At 57.4% G+C, this 17,421-nt stretch carries 17 protein-coding genes; 6 read left to right on the top strand and 11 right to left on the bottom strand.

Annotation, left to right across the window (positions count from 1 at the left end; translation table 11 throughout):
- Positions 1–112 precede the first annotated feature (112 nt).
- The 5 genes from FUU19_RS13555 to FUU19_RS13535 form a co-directional block, all read right to left on the bottom strand.
- A complete protein-coding gene (locus FUU19_RS13555; RefSeq protein WP_197834386.1) occupies positions 113–1,120 on the bottom strand; it encodes a substrate-binding domain-containing protein in 1,008 nt (335 codons plus the stop codon).
- Between the two features lie 33 nt (positions 1,121–1,153).
- Positions 1,154–2,131, bottom strand: coding sequence for an ABC transporter permease (locus tag FUU19_RS13550; RefSeq protein WP_373275456.1), 978 nt, complete (start codon positions 2,129–2,131; stop codon positions 1,154–1,156).
- Positions 2,132–2,207: 76 nt separating this feature from the next.
- A complete protein-coding gene (locus FUU19_RS13545) occupies positions 2,208–3,713 on the bottom strand; it encodes a sugar ABC transporter ATP-binding protein (protein ID WP_230490911.1) in 1,506 nt (501 codons plus the stop codon).
- Positions 3,710–5,227 (bottom strand): xylulokinase, encoded by a 1,518-nt coding sequence (xylB, locus tag FUU19_RS13540; RefSeq protein ID WP_230490912.1) that lies wholly within the window; start codon positions 5,225–5,227, stop codon positions 3,710–3,712. The genes FUU19_RS13545 and xylB overlap by 4 nt, the downstream gene beginning before the upstream one ends.
- Before the next feature lie 4 nt (positions 5,228–5,231).
- Positions 5,232–6,266 (bottom strand): NAD(P)-dependent alcohol dehydrogenase, encoded by a 1,035-nt coding sequence (locus FUU19_RS13535; RefSeq protein WP_230490913.1) that lies wholly within the window; start codon positions 6,264–6,266, stop codon positions 5,232–5,234.
- A gap of 228 nt (positions 6,267–6,494) precedes the next feature.
- On the opposite strand from FUU19_RS13535, the gene FUU19_RS13530 reads away from it, so the two are divergent.
- Both FUU19_RS13530 and FUU19_RS13525 read left to right on the top strand, forming a co-directional pair.
- Positions 6,495–7,049 (top strand): D-lyxose/D-mannose family sugar isomerase, encoded by a 555-nt coding sequence (locus FUU19_RS13530; protein ID WP_230490914.1) that lies wholly within the window; start codon positions 6,495–6,497, stop codon positions 7,047–7,049.
- Between the two features lie 70 nt (positions 7,050–7,119).
- Positions 7,120–8,121 carry a LacI family DNA-binding transcriptional regulator gene (locus FUU19_RS13525; RefSeq protein ID WP_141968469.1) on the top strand — a complete coding sequence of 334 codons (1,002 nt, stop codon included), beginning with the start codon at positions 7,120–7,122 and terminating at the stop codon, positions 8,119–8,121.
- Between the two features lie 49 nt (positions 8,122–8,170).
- Here the strand turns inward: FUU19_RS13525 and FUU19_RS13520 are convergent, their stop codons facing one another.
- Complete coding sequence (locus FUU19_RS13520) at positions 8,171–9,121, bottom strand: amidohydrolase family protein (protein WP_230490915.1); 951 nt, start codon at positions 9,119–9,121, stop codon at positions 8,171–8,173.
- Positions 9,122–9,287: 166 nt separating this feature from the next.
- The gene (locus tag FUU19_RS13515; protein ID WP_230490916.1) at positions 9,288–9,584 is read right to left on the bottom strand and encodes a YciI family protein; all 297 of its coding nucleotides are present in this window, start codon (positions 9,582–9,584) and stop codon (positions 9,288–9,290) included.
- Positions 9,585–9,759: 175 nt separating this feature from the next.
- Here FUU19_RS13515 and FUU19_RS13510 point away from each other — a divergent pair, with 175 nt between their 5' ends.
- The 3 genes from FUU19_RS13510 (at position 9,760) to bioB (ending at position 12,991) form a co-directional block, all read left to right on the top strand.
- Entirely contained in the window at positions 9,760–10,413 is a 654-nt protein-coding gene (locus FUU19_RS13510) for an epoxyqueuosine reductase QueH (RefSeq protein WP_025303057.1), read from the top strand.
- Positions 10,414–10,649: 236 nt separating this feature from the next.
- Complete coding sequence (tonB, locus tag FUU19_RS13505) at positions 10,650–11,387, top strand: TonB system transport protein TonB (protein WP_141959394.1); 738 nt, start codon at positions 10,650–10,652, stop codon at positions 11,385–11,387.
- 581 nt (positions 11,388–11,968) lie between these two features.
- The gene (gene bioB / locus FUU19_RS13500) at positions 11,969–12,991 is read left to right on the top strand and encodes a biotin synthase BioB (RefSeq protein WP_117286753.1); all 1,023 of its coding nucleotides are present in this window, start codon (positions 11,969–11,971) and stop codon (positions 12,989–12,991) included.
- Between the two features lie 69 nt (positions 12,992–13,060).
- Here the strand turns inward: bioB and yciA are convergent, their stop codons facing one another.
- Together yciA and FUU19_RS13490 are read right to left on the bottom strand one after the other, a co-directional pair.
- Entirely contained in the window at positions 13,061–13,489 is a 429-nt protein-coding gene (gene yciA, locus FUU19_RS13495) for an acyl-CoA thioester hydrolase YciA (RefSeq protein ID WP_004932085.1), read from the bottom strand.
- 76 nt (positions 13,490–13,565) lie between these two features.
- The gene (locus FUU19_RS13490; RefSeq protein WP_004932082.1) at positions 13,566–14,105 is read right to left on the bottom strand and encodes a septation protein A; all 540 of its coding nucleotides are present in this window, start codon (positions 14,103–14,105) and stop codon (positions 13,566–13,568) included.
- Positions 14,106–14,327: 222 nt separating this feature from the next.
- Between FUU19_RS13490 and FUU19_RS13485 the strand changes: the two genes are divergently transcribed.
- On the top strand, positions 14,328–16,031 hold the full coding sequence (locus tag FUU19_RS13485; RefSeq protein WP_230490917.1) for a SulP family inorganic anion transporter: 1,704 nt from the start codon (positions 14,328–14,330) through the stop codon (positions 16,029–16,031).
- Between the two features lie 52 nt (positions 16,032–16,083).
- On the opposite strand, the gene FUU19_RS13480 is transcribed toward FUU19_RS13485, so the two are convergent.
- Together FUU19_RS13480 and FUU19_RS13475 are read right to left on the bottom strand one after the other, a co-directional pair.
- Positions 16,084–16,836 (bottom strand): YciC family protein, encoded by a 753-nt coding sequence (locus tag FUU19_RS13480; RefSeq protein ID WP_230490918.1) that lies wholly within the window; start codon positions 16,834–16,836, stop codon positions 16,084–16,086.
- Positions 16,837–16,870: 34 nt separating this feature from the next.
- A complete protein-coding gene (locus FUU19_RS13475) occupies positions 16,871–17,311 on the bottom strand; it encodes a YkgJ family cysteine cluster protein (protein ID WP_197834392.1) in 441 nt (146 codons plus the stop codon).
- Between the last annotated feature and the right edge of the window lie 110 nt (positions 17,312–17,421).

Here is a 17,421-nt window from a genome sequence, read left to right as displayed (position 1 = left end):
TATCGAACAAGATATTCCCTCGAAGAACCTTTAAGCCAGCCACTCCGTGCTGGCTTTTTTTTTGCAGACAAGTGCCATGGCAGGGCCCCCTGGAGCCAGGGGGCGGGGGGGATTATTTGCGGGCATCCAACAGCGCTTGGGCGTTCTCTGCGGTAACGACGGTCCACGGAATGTAGTAATGCTTCTGCGTGCCACCCTCCCATTTCAGATCCTTGGCGTACTGCTTCCAAATATCCGACTGAGGTTGATAGCTTTCACCTTTCACAGCACGCAGCGCGACGTCGATGGAGCCCTGCATCTGGCCTTTGGCATCTTGCAGAATAGAGACCATTTCACCGGCCTGCACCGCATGAATCGCGTCGGAAACGCCGTCAACGCCGGCAATCGCGAAGTCCTTCACATTCAGGCCGGCGCCTTTGATCGCTTCGATAGCGCCCAGCGCCATCTCGTCGTTTTGGCCGATCACGCCGTTGATTTTACCCCGGTGTTTCTGCAGCCAGTTTTCCATCAGCGGCTGCGCTTCCGCGCGTGACCAGTTGGCCGTTTTGCGTTCAAGTACGGTGACCTGGCCGACACCGCACTCGGCAATCGCTTTATCGTTGCCCTTGCCGCGCTGGATCTCGCCGCTGCCGCCTTTCGGGCCTTCGATAATCACCACGTTCACCTTTTGGTTCTTGCAGTCGAGTTTGTCCAGGACGGCTTTGGCTTCCAGATACCCGCCCAACTCGTCATTAGACACCACTTCAGACGTCATCGCGTCCGTGTTCAGGCGCGCGTTGGTGACCACCACCGGGATTTTGGCTTCGTTGGCATTAGTGACGATATCGATATTGGCTTCAAAATCCATCGGGTTGACGATAATGGCATCGGCGCGCGTCTGGATAGCGGTGGCGGCCTGATCGTTTTGCACCGATGCATCATAACGCCCATCGTAGAAGGTCAGCACGGCTTCGCCGCTTTTCACCGCCGGGTGTTCCTTCCCGAACCTTTCCATCAATTGCACGAACTCGGCTTTGTTGCCGTACATCAATACCGCGATTTTAACCGGGGCGGCCTGAGCAGCCGACAGGCTACCGAACATCATGGCAGAGGCAAACAACGCTATCTTGGTCTTATTCATGGTTTTCTCCTGGTAGAGTTGGGTCTGATGTTATTAATCGCGCTGTTGCTTACGCGAGGGGTCGAGCAAGACGGCAAGAACGATCAATGCGCCTTTGATAATTTGTTGGTAATACGATTGCACACCGAGCAGATCGAGGCCGTTATTCATCACCCCGATAATCAGTACGCCGAAGAAGGTGCCGACCAGCGTACCGACACCGCCGGCCATGCTGGTGCCGCCGATCACCACCGCCGCGATGGCGTCCAGCTCATACCCTGCGCCGGCGTTGGTCTGCGCCGAGCCGGTGCGCGCCGTGAGGATCAGGCCGGCGATGCCGGCCAGCGCGCCGCACAGCGTATAAACCAGAATTTTGATGCGGATGACGTTGATCCCCGAGGTGCGTGCGCTTTTCGGGTTGCCGCCAACGGCGTAGATGTAGCGCCCGAAGAGGGTTTTATTCAGCACGAGCCAGGCGAGGGCGAACAGCACGATGAAGATGATGACGGGCACCGGAACGCCGCCGACATAGCCATTGCCTAACCAGCGGAAATCGCTGTTCAATTGCGATACCGGATTGCCGTTGGTGGTCAACATGGTTAAACCGCGCGCCGCGGAGAGCATGCCCATGGTGACGATAAACGGCTGCAGCCGATAACGGGCTAACACGGTGCCGTTCACCAGGCCGCAAACGATGCCGATGCCCAGCGCCACAATCAGCGGCGCCATGACGGCGGTCGCGGTGTCGCCGATAGCCAATCCGCTGTTGTTGGTGGCGAAGCGAGCGGCAACGATCCCGCTTAACGCCAGCACCGAGCCCACGGAGAGATCGACGCCGGCCGTAATGATGACAAAGGTCATGCCGATCGCCAGAATGCCGTTGATCGAGACCTGGCGCAGGACGATCAGGGTGTTTTCATTGCTGAGAAAATAATTGCTGCTCCAGGCGCCCTGAGCGACCTGGTATTCGCCAATCAGCGCCACGATCAGGCACAGTGCGAAAAAGGCGATGATAATGCCGTACTTGTGCATACGGCGCTTATTGCGGGTGAAAAATGAAATTCCTGGTGATAAGGAGTGGGCGCTGCTCATTTTTTTTCTCTCTCTGTTAAACCGCAAGTTTCATCAGTGCTGCCTGGGTCGCCTCGGCTGCCGAAAGCTCGCCGGCCAACTGCCCGTCGCGAAACACCAATATGCGATCGCTCATGCCGATAATTTCCGAAAGCTCGGAGGAAACCATGATGATCCCTTTGTTTTGCAAGGCGAACTCCGACATAAATCGATAGATCTCTTTCTTGGCGCCGACGTCGATACCGCGCGTCGGTTCGTCGAGCAGCAAAACCTCCGGGTCCAGCAGCGCCCAGCGGCCCAGCACGACTTTTTGCTGGTTGCCGCCGCTCAGGTTGCCCACCGGCTGTTCGCCATCGTGGGTTTTTACGTTGAAGCGCTGGATCATGTCGCGGGTTCGCGCCTGCTCCCGTTTCTCGCTGACAAACCCCATCCGGCTGATGGCGGCAAAAGAGGCGATATTGATGTTTTCACTGACGGAGCGGCACAGCACCAGGCCGGTTTCCTTGCGATCTTCCGTCACGTAGGCAATGCCGCTGTCGATGGCCTTGCGCGGAGAATGGCGGTTCAGCGTCTTGTCACCCACGCGGATCGTGCCGCTGTCGGCATGCTGAACGCCGAAGATAAGATCGAGAAACTCGCTGCGGCCCGATCCCACCAGCCCATAGATGCCCAGGATCTCACCGTGCTTCAGCCGCAGGCTGATATCTTTGATCTTGCTGCGCCAACACAGGTTGTTGACCTCCAGCAAGACCTTTTCGCCGGGCTGATTGAATTTGGCGAACTCGCTGTCGTACTCGCCGCCAATAATGTGTTCGATCAGCTGCTCACGGGTAATGTCAGCGATATAGCCTTCATGGATATAGGCGCCGTCGCGGAAAATGGTGTAGCTGTCCGCGATTTGGAATATCTCTGACAAGCGGTGGGAGACGTAGATAATGCCTTTACCTTTCGCCGCCAGCTGCTGAAGCGTCTGAAAGATTTTCTGCGCATCCTCTTCGCCAATCGCCGAGGTGGGTTCATCCATGATGATGATGTCGGCATTGGCATGCGACAGCGCCTTGGCGATCTCGACCAGCTGTTGCTCGGCGACGCTGAGGTTGCGCATTTTTTCTCGGGCGTCGATCTTGAAATCGAGTTCTTTGAGCAGGCGGGTCGTGCGCTGGTTGAGCGTTGCGAAGTCGACGAACCCCAAGCGTCTCGGCTCGCGGCCCAGCCAAATGTTTTCGGCCACCGTCAGATCCGGGATCGCGCTCAGTTCCTGCTGCACGATGGCGATGCCGGCGTTGAGGGCTTCCCGAGGGTGATGAAATTCGCAGCGTTGGCCATTGATAAAAATGTCGCCGCCATCGGGTTGAATAAAGCCCATCAGAATGCTGAGAAAGGTGGATTTACCCGCGCCGTTGCCGCCGCACAGGGCATGGATGGAGCCGCGCCGCAGGCAAAACTCCGCATTCTTGAGCGCCACGACCGGGCCAAAGGTTTTCCTGACGCCGCTGACCTCCAGCAGGTAGGCGGGCGCGTGAGTCTGGGGATCTCGCGTCACAGTTGTACCTCCGGGTAGGTCTGCTGCAAGCGTTGCAGGTACCGTTGATAAAGCGTCTCGTATTGCGCCTGTCTGCCGGCATGTGGCCGTGTGTGCGTGGCTTCATCCAGCGCAACGAAACGTTGGCACAGTTCGGCCAGCAACGCGTCGGCGTTCCGCTGCGGATCGTCGGCCAACTCCGTCGCCCACATCGCCTGAATGGCGCCGCCCAGCGCGGCGGTCTCTTTGGCTTTCAGACAGACCACCGGGCACCCCATCACGTCCGCGACGATTTGTCGCCAGGCGGCGCTGCGGGCGCCACCGCCGGTGAGGCGGATCTCGCGCGCTTCGATGCCCTGACGGCGAAACAGCTCGATGCCATAGCGCAACCCATAGGTGGCGCTTTCGACCACCGCCAGGCAGAGATTGGCGCGGGTAAAATTGTCGCTATCGAGGTTATGCAGGCTGGCGCGTGCGTGGGGCAGCGGCGGAACGCGTTCGCCATTGAAGAACGGCAGCATCTCGACACCGCCTGCGCCGGGCGCGGCCTGCGCCAACAAAGCGTTAAAGCCGGCAAGGTCTTCGTCCAGCAGCGTTTGTACCGCAGTGGTGGCCGAGGTGACATTCATGGTGCAAATCAATGGCAGCCACCCGTTGGTGCTGGAGCAGAAGCCGGCAATCATGTCCGACTCCGCCGCGACGGGGGCGGCAGACCAGGCGAATAGCGTGCCGGAGGTGCCCAGACTCAGGGTAAGGGTGCCGGCCTCGATGTTGCCGGAACCGATGGCCGCCATCATGTTGTCGCCGCCGCCGGTCGATACCCGCACCGTTGGGCCGAGGCCGAGCTTCTCCGCCGCGGCGGGGCGCACCGTGCCGATGCAGCACTCCGCGCTTTTGAGCGGCGGCAGGGCATGCCACAGGCGGCCGCTGTCGTCGATGAGATCGACGGCGGTTTTGCTCCAGCGACGGGTGCGCACATCGAACAACCCGGTGCCGGAAGCGTCGCCATATTCCGCTACGCGCTCCCCGGTCAGCCAAAAGTTCAAGTAGTCATGGGGCAACAATACGGTGTGCAGTCTTGCCCACAACGCCGGATGGTGCGTCTTGAACCAAAGGATTTTTGACGCGGTATAGCCGGTGGCAATCCGCAGGCCGAGCGTTTCCAGCGAGCCGTTGACCCCGCCGAGCCGTTGCAGGAGCCGTTCGTTTTCCTCTGCGGTTTCGGTATCGCACCACAGCTTGACGCTGTGCAGCACGTTGCCGTCTGCGTCCAGCGGTACAAATCCATGTTGTTGGCCCGAGACCCCCAGAGCGTTAATTTCCCCGGCATCAATACCGGCGTTAGTCACGGCTTGGCGAAAAGCGATGACCAGCGCTTCAATCCACCAGTCGGCCTCTTGTTCGCGCCGGCCATTGGCTTGGCTGATGAGACGGTGAGGGGCGTTGCCCTCACCGAGAATCACGCCCTGTGTGCTGTCGACAATCACGACTTTCGTGCCTTGCGTACCGCAGTCTATGCCAGCATAGAGCGCCATAGGATTACTCCATTTCCAGCATGATTTTGATGTCCGAGGCATGTCCCGCCGCCGCGCGCTCGAAGGCGGCCACGCTGTCGGAGAACTTGTAGGTTTGGCTTATCAACGGCTGGACGCGCAATTTGCCGCTGCTCAACAGCCGCAGCGTGCGCGGGTACATGTTGGCGTAGCGGAAAATGGTTTTGAAGGTAATTTCCTTCGCCTGTGCGGCGACGATATCCAGCGGCGCGGCATCGATCGGCATGCCGACCAGCACCGCGGTCGCCCCTGGCGCCGCATGTTCAGCCAGCGTTGCGATAGCCGGTTTGGCGCCGCTGCATTCGAACACGACATCGGCGCCATTGCCGCTGGTGAGCGAGGCCACTTTCCCCGGCAGGTCGCCGGTTTTGATATTGACGGCGTGCAGCCCTTCATAACTGGCCGCTACGGCGAGTTTTTCGTCAAACAGGTCGCAAATAATGACGTCTGAGCAGCCGCCCGCCAGTGCCGCGAGGGCGGTGACCACGCCGATCGGACCAGCGCCGATCACCAGGGCGATATCGCCAGGTTTGATCCCGGCTTTGGTGGCCGCTTGCATGCCGATGGCTAAGGGTTCAACCATGGCGCCTTCAGCGAAACTGACGTTGTCCGGCAATTTGAATGTGAAGGCGGCGGGGTGGATGACGGTTTCGCGCAGGCAGCCGTGCACCGGCGGCGTCGCCCAGAAGCGAACGGCCGGGTCCAGGTTGTAAATACCGGCGCGCGTCTGGGCCGAGTTGAGATCGGGAATGCCGGGCTCCATGCACACGCGATCGCCGACGCTGAGGTGGGTGACGTTTTTGCCTGTCGCGATCACCACGCCGGAGGCTTCATGGCCGAGCACCATCGGGGCGTTAACCACGAACGGGCCAATGCGACCATGTTGGTAATAGTGCACATCACTGCCGCAGATGCCCACGGAATGAATTTTTATCTGCACATCACCGGGCCCCAGCGTTTCGGCAAGCTGGACATCCTCGATAGCGATTTCCCCCGCTTTGGCCAACACTAATGCTTTCATATTGCCTCCTGGTGAATCATTTTTATGGTAACGGTATCATTTCAATGCGGCGATAGTGGGCCAAAGCGGGTGGTTAAACTGTGATCGATGTTGGAATTACTCGACGGGAGTTAATTTTGCTGGTGTGTTGTTATTCAATATAGGGATGAAGATCACAAAATAGGCGATGCAATGACGGTTTTAATATCAGCATGATGATATCGATACTGTTACTTTGCAGGGTAAATGATGAACAAACAACAACGTGCCATAGCCGCTACGCTGGAATATTTGCGCCAGGCGGACATTGTCCTAACTGAAAAAGAGAAGCAACGTATTGAAATTGCGACGTTTGGCCTGGTTGACTATCCCATCTCTGGGCTGCAGCTGCTGACCTATGTCAACTCACCTCGGTATTGTGCGAAAGAGCTGGTGCTGTTTCCAGGGCAGACTTGCCCAGAACATTTGCATCCTCCCTTCGCTGGCACGCCCGGCAAGCAAGAGACGTTCCGCTGCCGTTGGGGCGAGGTGTTTCTGTTTGTCGATGATGAAAATCTGACGCTTAATGATGCCGGCGGCGAGCCGGTATGCCGGGTGCCAGAGGGCGCAGAGCCTAGGTATACCTGCAATCGCTATATTCTCTTGCGGCCAGGCGAACAATACACCATCGCACCCAATACCCGGCACTGGTTTCAGGCTGGAAAGCAGGGCGCGGTGGTGTCCGAGTTCTCTTCCGAGAGCCGTGACGAGCTGGATATCTTTACCGATCCCCGGATTAACCGCCTGGCAGGCGTAAACCATTAGCGCCACAATGAAAGTTCTGTCATGATGTTGCCAATGGTACAAAATGATACTTTAAGCTAAGGAGCTGCATTTGGCAGTGGGTCGAGGACGGAAAGCGACGCTGGCTAGCGTGGCCGCACAGGCAAACGTCAGTAAAATCACCGCTTCGCGGGCATTTTCTCAGCCGGACAAGGTTCATCCGGAAACGCTGCGCCGCATTCGGGAGACGGCTGCCGAACTCGGTTATGTGGTCAATGCCGCGGCGCGCAACCTGCGGGCGAAAAGCAGCAGAACCATCGGCATCGTCAACCCGGATATGGCCAACCCGTTCTTTGGCGGCCTGACACGCCTGATGACGCTTGAAGCGCAAAAAATGGGATACGACACCCTGGTGTTCGACTCCTATGAGTCTCAGGAAAGCGAAGACAGAATCATCGACAAACTGATTGGCTACAACGTCGATGCGATCATTCTCTCGGTCATTTCCAACGATCATCTGTACCAGCCTTCCTACCTAAAACGGTTGGAAACATTGAATATTCCGGTGGTGCTGATCGACCGGGAACTGGACAATCGCCACTGCAGCGGAGTGTATATCGATAACCTGGACTGCGGCCTTCAGGCGGGGCGCTGGCTTTTGGAACAGAAAGCGCAGCGGGTGGTGGTAGTGTCCGGACCGGAAAACTCCAACGTGGCACGGGACAGGGTCACAGGGCTGCAGGCGGCGTTGCAAGGGAAAGTGGCGTCGTTTGAAGTGCTGTATGCCGATTTCTTTATGGACGTCGCCTGGCAAGAGACGAGCCGTTGGCTGGCCAATCACCGCGCGCCGGACTTTTTCGTTGGCTGCAATAACCAGATCTCCCTGGGTATTATCAAGGCCTGCATCGAGCATCGGCTGCCGTTGATGCAGGACGTGTCGCTGTTCAGCATCGATGAGGTTTCGCATGCCGAGATCTACGGTTTTCATTTCCCCTGCGTGTCGCATGATTTGCAAGAGATCGCCTGGCAAGCCTTGAATCTGGCGATCCGTCGTATTGCCGACCCCGAGATCAAACCGGGCAAAGTGGTGGTACGGGGAAAACTCGTTATATAACGGCAGGTGCAACCTTTATGGGGAGGCTTTGGCTCACTCGCTCCGGGCGTTAGTTTGCGCCCAGTCCAAACAGCGTTGCCGCATTGCGATCCAAAATGGCGTTCACCTCTTCTTCGGGTAATCCCGCGCGCCGGATGTAGTCCACCGTGGTTTGAAACAGCTCGCCCGGCTGGAACGGGAAATCCGTGCCGAACAGCAACCGCTCGGTGCCGAACGTCGCTGCTGCCGCTTGCAGCGCGGGCACCTGATCGTGGCCTACCGTGTCGTACCACATGCGCAGGGCGGCGCGGCTTGGCGGTTCCGGCGTGTTCGGCGCCTCCCACGCGACGGTTTGGTCAAGGCGTTCCAGCGTCATCGGCAGCAGGCCGCCCAGGTGCGGCACAATGATTTTCATCTCAGGAAAGCGTTGGGGGATGCCGTTGAGGATAAAGTGCATGGCGGCGACTGTGTCTTCGATCGGCGCGCCGATCGACCAGGTCAAGGCGTAATCGGCGATGAGCGGCGAGTGCGCGCCGCGGCCGGCGGGATGAATGGCCAGCACGCTGCGGCGGCGATTGAGTTCCTGATAGAGCGGCTCGAACAGCGGGTTGGCGATAGACAGCCCGAGCACCGAGGTGGTGATGCAGGCGCCCAGCATATTGAGCTGGGTAAAGGCCCTTTCAAGCTCGCGTAACGCAGCGTCGATATGCGGCAGCGGCAAGGAAGCGATAGCCCGAAAACGGGTGGGATAACGCGCTACCAGCTCCGCATATTCATCATTGATCCGGCGCGCGGCCTCTACGGCGGCCTGTTCGTCTTCCAGATGCGGCGACAGCGGCGTCGCAGACAGGATTTGCATGTCGATGCCAGCGTTGTCCAGCAGGGCGAAACGCGCGTCGAGTTCGCGTTCGGTGCGGCCGGCGCCCAGGTGCCGATAGGCGGCAACGTCGTGTACGCCATGCGCTTGCAAAAGATCCAGATACTCCGTGCTCCACAGGTGAGCGTGTACGTCGAGTCGCATCGGTCGATCTCCAGAGTTCGCGGCGATGCCGCGGGTTCAGGAGAGTATAGGCAGGCGGCGTGACGTCCCCTGGCGAGAGAGCATTTTTTCTACCGACGGGTTAGGGTGAGAGCACGCATTGATCCGGGAGCGGCGCGCCGCTCCCGATCAGGCAACGTGCAGCAGGTCAGAACACCTGTTTGAACGGTTTCACCGTCACGTCGGCGTAGACGCCGGCGGCGATATAAGGATCCTGCTGCGCCCAGGCCTGAGCTTGCGCCAGCGACTCGAATTCGGCGATCACCGTCGAACCGGTAAAGCCGGCGCCGCCGGGATCGTTGCTGTCGATGGCCGGGTTAGGGCCGGCGACCACCAGGCGACCGGCGTCACGCAGCGCCTGCAGGCGCGCCAGGTGTGCCGGGCGCACCGCCAGACGGTTTTCCAACGAGTTGGGGACGTCTTGCGCGTAGATCAGATAAAGCATGTTTCACCTTTAAAATCATGGCTATAAAACGGTGTTACCAAGGTAGCGCAAAAGGCGCGGCAGGGGAACGGTGCGCGGCGAATTTCCCGACGGATTGGCGCTTATGCCTTGAAGCCGCTACTTTTTATTCGTATAGTGCGGCGCGCTTAAACTGATATGCCATTGAGGTGAGGATATGACGGAACTGGTAAGGGAAAAACTCGATTTGCCTGCGGGCAAAAGCAAACTGCTGCTGCATTCGTGCTGCGCGCCCTGTTCCGGCGAGGTGATGGAAGCGATCCAGGCCTCCGGGATCGAGTACGCCATTTTCTTCTATAACCCCAACATTCACCCGCAAAAAGAGTATCTGCTGCGCAAGGAAGAGAACATCCGTTTCGCCGAGCAGCACGGGGTGCCGATCATTGATGCCGATTACGACACCGACAACTGGTTCGCCCGCGCCAAGGGGATGGAGAATGAGCCGGAGCGCGGCATTCGCTGCACCATGTGTTTTGACATGCGTTTCGAGCGCACGGCGCTGTATGCGCATGAGCACGGTTACGACACCATCTCCAGCTCGCTGGGCATTTCGCGCTGGAAGAATATGCAGCAGATCACCGACTGCGGCATTCGGGCGGCGGAAAAATATCCCGATTTGGTGTACTGGGATTACAACTGGCGCAAGAAGGGCGGTTCGTCGCGCATGATAGAGATCAGCAAGCGCGAACGCTTCTATCAGCAGGAATACTGCGGCTGCGTCTATTCGCTGCGCGACACCAACCTGCACCGCAAGGCGCAAGGGCGGCCGCTGATTAAACTGGGCGTGCTTTACTATGGCGATGAAGAATAACGCTTAATCACCGCAATCAACCCGCTCCGGCGGGTTTTTTATTTTTTGACGCCCGGCCAAACGTTAATGAAGCGTGTTGTTCCGGCGATAAAAAAGCAACGGCCAGGTTAATATCCTTATGAGTTTGCTGGTTTTAGCCGCGCATACTGGCGATTAAAGCGATAGTTTGCCTTTCGTTATTGAATATGATTGCTATTTGCATTTAAACTTGGCGAACCAGAGGAAACAGAATCACTATGCCACTAAAAAAGATGTTCCTTAATCGCCGTATATCCGTGCCTTTTGTCTTGTCCGTAGGCCTGCACAGCGCCCTGGTGGCGGGATTGCTTTACGCTTCGGTAAAAGAAGTGGTGGAGCTGCCGAAGCCAGAGGACGCGCCGATCAGCGTCATGATGGTCAATACCGCCGCGATGGCCGAACCGCCACCGCCGGCGCCGGCCGAGCCGGAGCCGCCGCAGGTCGAACCGGAGCCAGAACCGGAACCTATTGTGGAGCCGCCGCCGAAGGCGATCGTGAAGCCGGAGCCGGTCAAGCCGAAACCGAAACCTAAGCCGAAGCCAAAGGTCGAAAAACAGGTTAAACCGGAGCCGAAAAAAGTCGAGCCGCGCGAACCGTCGCCGTTCGACAACGACTCGCCGGCCAAGCCGATCGACAAAGCGCCGGTGAAACAGGCGCCTGCCGCGCCGGTGCAGGGGAACTCGCGCGAGGTCGTGCCGAAGGCGTTGGTGCAGTCCAAACCGATGTATCCGCCGCGCGCGCTGGCCTTACAGATTGAAGGCAGTGTTAGGGTCCAGTTTGATGTCGACAGCGATGGTCGCTTGAGTAACGTGCGTATCTTGTCGGCCGAACCGCGCAATATGTTCGAGCGCGAAGTGAAGCAGGCGCTACGCAAATGGCGCTATGAAGCCAAAGAAGCGAAAGATCTCATCGTCAACATTCGCTTCAAGCTGGATGGCTCGACCGAATTGAACTGAGGTAGATCTGGCGACAGATATCAAGCGTGTTGATCGTTTGTCGCTTCATCTGACTACCCCCCTTGACTTCCTCGCCCGATGCCTGGGCGAGGAAGCTATCCAGACCTGATAATTCACGTTGATTGTTTTACGTGAACGTCCTCTTTTTCCTACCGCAATGCCAAATTTATCCTCATAAATATTCGCAATCTGCCGGCAGACTTCACCGTTCTCATAGCAATACTTTTACATGCCTGTTGAAAAACATTCATTTTCATCAGGTTATGATTTTTTTTGACATGGATACGCAGGTTTTAAATTTATTCCTGTCGTGATTATGCGTCAAATTGGTGTAAAAAATAATCGATGGTAAACATGTGATATGTAATTCAGGTTTACAAGTGAGGGGTGATTTGCTTGAATGCGGAGCGAGATTTGTCACTACGCCCGCTAAGCCGACGACCACTGCATTGTTCGTCGGTGAGCGAGGGAAGGTGCGGTCTCAAACAGCCACTCAGGTCAGTGAAGTCTCCGTTAACCTGTGTGACAGAACGGGGGCTGTCTGACGAGGCTGTCACTGCGAATAACATCAGGATGAAAATATGAGCTGGACGATTGATAAAGTGAAAGTGCTGTTTAATAAGCCTTTGTTGGATTTGCTCTATGATGCGCAAAAGGTGCATCGTCAACATTTTGATCCGCTGGAAATACAAATGAGCACTTTGCTGTCTGTTAAAACAGGAGGGTGCCCAGAGGACTGCAAATATTGTTCGCAAAGCGCAAGGTATAAAACAGGATTGCGGGCAGAAAAGTTGTTGCAGGTAGAAAAAGTCTTACAGTCAGCCCGTACAGCGAAAGAGGCTGGCTCCTCGAGATTTTGCATGGGAGCGGCCTGGAGTAATCCGCACGAACGCGATATGCCTTATTTGGAGGAGATGGTCAGAGGGGTTAAGGCGTTGGGGTTGGAAACCTGCATGACGCTGGGAAAACTGACTGATTCTCAGGTCGAGCGATTGGCTAACGTTGGCTTAGACTACTATAGCCACAATCTGGATACCTCTCCCGAATATTATGGCAGCATCATCACAACCCGCACTTATCAGGATAGATTAACGACGATCGATAAAGTCAGGGCGGCTGGCATCAAGGTCTGCTCCGGTGGAATATTGGGTCTAGGTGAAAGTAACCTAGACCGGATTGGTCTGCTTTTGCAATTGGCAAACCTTTCTAAAGCGCCGGAAAGTGTGCCCATTAACATGCTGGTCAAGGTGGCGGGCACCCCCCTGGAAGACAGTGAGCCGGTGGATGCCTTTGACTATATCCGCGTCATTGCCGTTGCCAGAATCATGATGCCGACCTCCTATGTGCGCATCGCGGCAGGGCGCGAGAAAATGAATGAGCAAATGCAGGCCATGTGTTTTATGGCGGGGGCCAATTCAATTTTCTATGGATGCAAATTGTTAACGGCAACGAATCCCGATGAGGATCAGGATATGAAATTGATACGGAAGTTGGGTCTGAAAACACAAAAAGTGCGCCAATCACTGACAGACGAGGAAGAGGGCGCTTCATTGCTGAAAGACGTAATGACTATGGATGATGAGAACTATTATCAGGTTATTTGATGCGGCATTTAAATATGCCCACGGATAAAGCGGCAAGCCAACAGCAGTATGCTGTTGGCTTCAATCATCTTATTCTTCGAAACCGACGCGGAAATTCATTTTGCCCTCAGGCAGCGCGCGCGAGTTGCCTTCCGCATCGACCGCCACATAGGTGAACACCGCTTCGGTCGCCCGGTAACGCTGGCCGATCGGGGCGGAAGAAACTTTCTTTACCCACACTTCGATATTAATGGTGATCGAGCTGCGCCCGGTGCGGATACAGTGCGCATAGCAGCAAACCACGTCGCCTACCGCCACCGGTTTCAGGAAGGTCATGCCGTCTACGCGTACCGTCACCACGCGCCCTTCGGCGATCTCTTTGGCCTGGATGGCGCCGCCGATATCCATTTGCGACATCAGCCAGCCGCCGAAGATATCACCGTTAGCATTGGTATCAGCCGGCATCGCCAGCGTGCGCAGCACCAGCTCGCCGCTGGGTAAAGGTCGTTGTTGTGTCATAGCAGTCTGCTTTTAAAAGGAGGGAATAACATCATACTGCCCGCGGCAAGCGCCGCAGGCATTAACAATTTTGTAACTATTTTTTCTGTTCTTCCGGCATGTGCCGGTAAATATAGATACCGCTGAGGAGGGTGAAGACCAGCGTCAGTACCGTCAGGCCAAAGACTTTGAAATTGACCCAGACGCTTTGCGGCAGCCAGAAGGCGACATAGATGTTCGCCAGGCCGCAGGCCAGGAAGAAGACCGCCCAGGCCAGGTTGAGGTTACTCCACACTTTGTCCGGTAACGTCAGCTCTTTGCCCAGCATGCGCTGAACCAGCGGTTTTTTGAGCACCCATTGGCTGATCAGCAGCGCCAGCGCGAACAGCGCGTAAATCACCGTGACCTTCCATTTGATAAACAAATCATTATGGAATACCAGCGTCAGAGTGCCGAATACCAGCACCATCAAGAAGGTGATCAACGTCATCTTCTCGACCTTGCGGTATTTCACCCAGGTGAACACCAGCGCCAGTGCGGTGGCGACGATCAACGCGCCGGAGGCGACGTAGATGTCGTACAGCTTATAAAAAGCGAAAAAGACAATTAGCGGGAGGAAATCAAGAAACTGCTTCATAAATCAATCCATCATCTGTTCATCGGCCGACTATACCGGATTCGGCGAGCTCTGTGTACCGCCGGACGTTGCCGATTATCGGCGTTTAGCCGGCGGATTTCTGCCGCGAAAGCAGGAATTTGCATAAACTTACGCAAGAAAGCGCCGGCACATTGCCAGCGCGGGCCGCAGGTCGCATAGTAAGTGTCATAATAACCAGATAATTTACCGCGGAAAACAAGCATGCAGTGGAAATCTCTCCAGGCCCTGACGCCTGGTTTGACGCATTTATTGGGCTATCAACGCAGTTGGCTCAAGCCGGATATTCGCGCCGGCCTTTCCGTCGCCGCCGTCGCCCTACCGGTGGCCATCGCCTACGCCGAACTGGCCGGGGTTAGCCCGGTGGTGGGGCTCTATTCCTGTATCTTGCCGATGATGGCCTACGCGCTGTTCGGCTCGTCGCGCCAGCTGATCGTTGGGCCCGACGCTGCCACCTGCGCGGTGATCGCCGCCGTGGTGACGCCGCTGGCAGCGGGCAATATGGAACGCCATTGGCAGCTGACCATCATGATGACCGCCATGATGGGCGGTTGGTGTCTGCTGGCCAGCCGGTTCAAGCTGGGGGCACTGGCGGATCTGCTGTCGCGACCGATCCTCAGCGGGCTGCTGAACGGGGTGGCGATCACCATTATTGTCGATCAGATCGGCAAGGTGTTGGGGTTCACGGTGCGCCCGGCACAGCTGATCGAACGCATCTACGCGCTGCCCGGTAACCTGCTGCACAGCGACTGGCTGACGATGGCGGTGTCGTTGTTGACGCTGGTGACGCTGCTCGGATTTAAAAAATGGCGGCCTAACTGGCCGGCCCCGCTGTTTGCCATCGTGCTGGCGGCGTTCGTCACCTGGGCGGGCGGCCTGCAGCAGCATGGCGTGGTGACGGTGGGCGGTTTCAGCGGCGTGTTGCCGATCGTCCAATGGCCGGACTTCCAGCCCGGTTTGCTGCGCGACATGGTGATCCCGGCGCTCAACCTGGCGGTGGTGAGCTTTGTCAGCATGATGCTCACCGCCCGCAGCTTCGCCGCCAAGAACGGCTATGAGGTGAACGCCGACGCCGAGTTTCGTGCGCTGGGGCTGGTGAATATCGTCTCCGCGCTGTCGCAAGGTTTCGCCATCAGCGGTGCGGACTCGCGCACCGCGGTGAATGACGCCAACGGCGGCAAGAGTCAGCTGGTGTCGATCATCGCCGCTGCAGTCATCGCCTTCGTCTTGCTGTTCCTGATGGCACCACTGCAGTTTATTCCGGTGGCGGGATTGGGCGTGGTGCTGATGTATGCCGCCTGGTCGTTGCTGGATATCCGCGGCATCTGGATCTTGCGCCGTCGCAACGCGCAGGCGTTTCGCCTGGCGCTGTTTACCTTCCTCAGCGTGCTGCTGGTGGGGGTGATCAGCGGCATCGGGCTGGCGGTGTTGCTGGGGCTGATGCAGTTTCTGCGTACCGTCTTTCGGCCGACGGAACAACTGCTGGGCGTCAACGATGAAGGCATGATCCACTCCATGGGCAACAACAATGGGGTGAAGGCGGTGCCTGGCGTCATGATGTATCGCTTCAATTCGCCGCTGACCTATTTCAACGTGGCCTATTTCAAACGCCGTATCCTCAATTTGGTCGACGGCACGCCGTTCCAGCCTCGCTGGGTGGTGGTGGATGCGGTAGCCAGTTTTACCCATGCCGATATCAGCGTGCTGGCGGCCATCGACGAACTGAAGCGCGATCTATTACAGCGCAACGTTAAGCTGGTGCTGGCGGGGCGCCGCACCGAGCTGACGCGCTGGTTCCGCATCAACCGGTTAGGGCGCGACAAAGAGCTGATTTTGGTGCCGGACCTGTATCTGGCGCTGAAGCTGATTCAGAGTAAGGAGCAGGCGGAAGCTGCCACGGTGGGGTAAACAAAAAAGGGGCGCGCCGAAGCGTGCCCCTTGGGTTTTGGTTGCGTCGGCGTTAGCCGCGCAGCAGCATGTACAGACGGAACAGATAGATCAGCAGCAGGGCAGACACCAGGTTGCTCAACGCGGTCAGTACCACGCTGGCGACGTTCGGCGTCAGCACCGACAGATGGCTCACCAAAAACAGCACCAGCAGCTTGGCCGCCAGCCACAGCATCATCGCCGGCACAATTACGCGCGCATTGGCGAAGGCCAATTTGCTGCTCAACTTGAGCGACGCGAACACGCCTTTTTTATCGACGGAGGCGATCACCGGCGCCAGCGCAAAGGCGATTGCCATCGCCACGCCCGGCACCACAAACAGCGTCAGGCCGAGCTGGATCAGTAGGGTGCAGATAAACAGCAGCAGCAACAGACGCGGCAGATCGGGCGCCGAAGCGCCGAGCGCGCGCAGGGCGCTGGTGCGTTCGCCTTGTGATACCAGACGGATCAGCGTCAGCATCCCGCCGACCAGCAGCACATTGCCGACCAGCGCGGAGAAGGTCGCGGCTGCCGACACTTTCAGCAACACCATCTGCTGTTCCGGCGTCATCTGCTGGATCACTTCCTGAATGCCCATGCCGGTAGACGAAGCGAAATCGCTGGTGGTGGCAGCGAGCGTCGCCAACTGTTCGGCATCGGGGCTGAAGGCCTGATTCAGCAGTACGGAGATAAACGCCGTCAACAGCGCCAACATCAGGATGCTGGCCAGTTGGTTGCGTAAAAAGTTAAAACTGTCACGGTACAAAGCTTTGGCCGTGATAGGCATGCAGACTCCTTGGCGTCGGGAAAACAGAGATAAATCAGTGGGTGATTGTACCCTGTTCCACGTCGCTGTGGCACCCCGCGAATTGCACTACGCCTATTTCTTCAACGATCGTCGTTTCAGGCAGCGATAGTGGCAAGGGCACCGGCAGGGGCGGCAGGCCGTAGCGTTCCCGGGCGCGATCGCAGGCTTCGTTGCGCAGGCCGTTTTCACCGGACTGGTCGAACTCTCTGCACGGGCTGGGCCGATTGAGGTAGATAGAGCAGGACACGGCTTTGCCGATCTCGCCGTCCAGCGCGTTACAGCGCGGGGACTTGCTGTTGGTCCCCTGCATACAGCGCAGGAACGGGCTCAAAGGCTCCGTTAAGGAAAGGGGAACGGTGCCGCCGCCGTCTTCAGCTTCGGCCCAATAGAATGACACTCGAAAGTAACCGCAGCATGCGCCGCAGCTGACACAGGGATTAAGGATTTCGCTCATCTTGATTGCTCACCGACTCCTTACGGCACCAACCAAAACCAACACGGAAAATGAAATTACCTCAGCCGCATTTTTCTCCGCAACCGAAATTTGAACATGTAGATAATTTG

The organism is Serratia montpellierensis (assembly GCF_020858655.1).
In the GTDB taxonomy this organism is placed as follows: Bacteria; Pseudomonadota; Gammaproteobacteria; order Enterobacterales; family Enterobacteriaceae; genus Serratia; species Serratia montpellierensis.
Note: the sequence above shows the minus strand (reverse complement) of the source record. Positions and strands in the feature narration are given on the sequence as shown.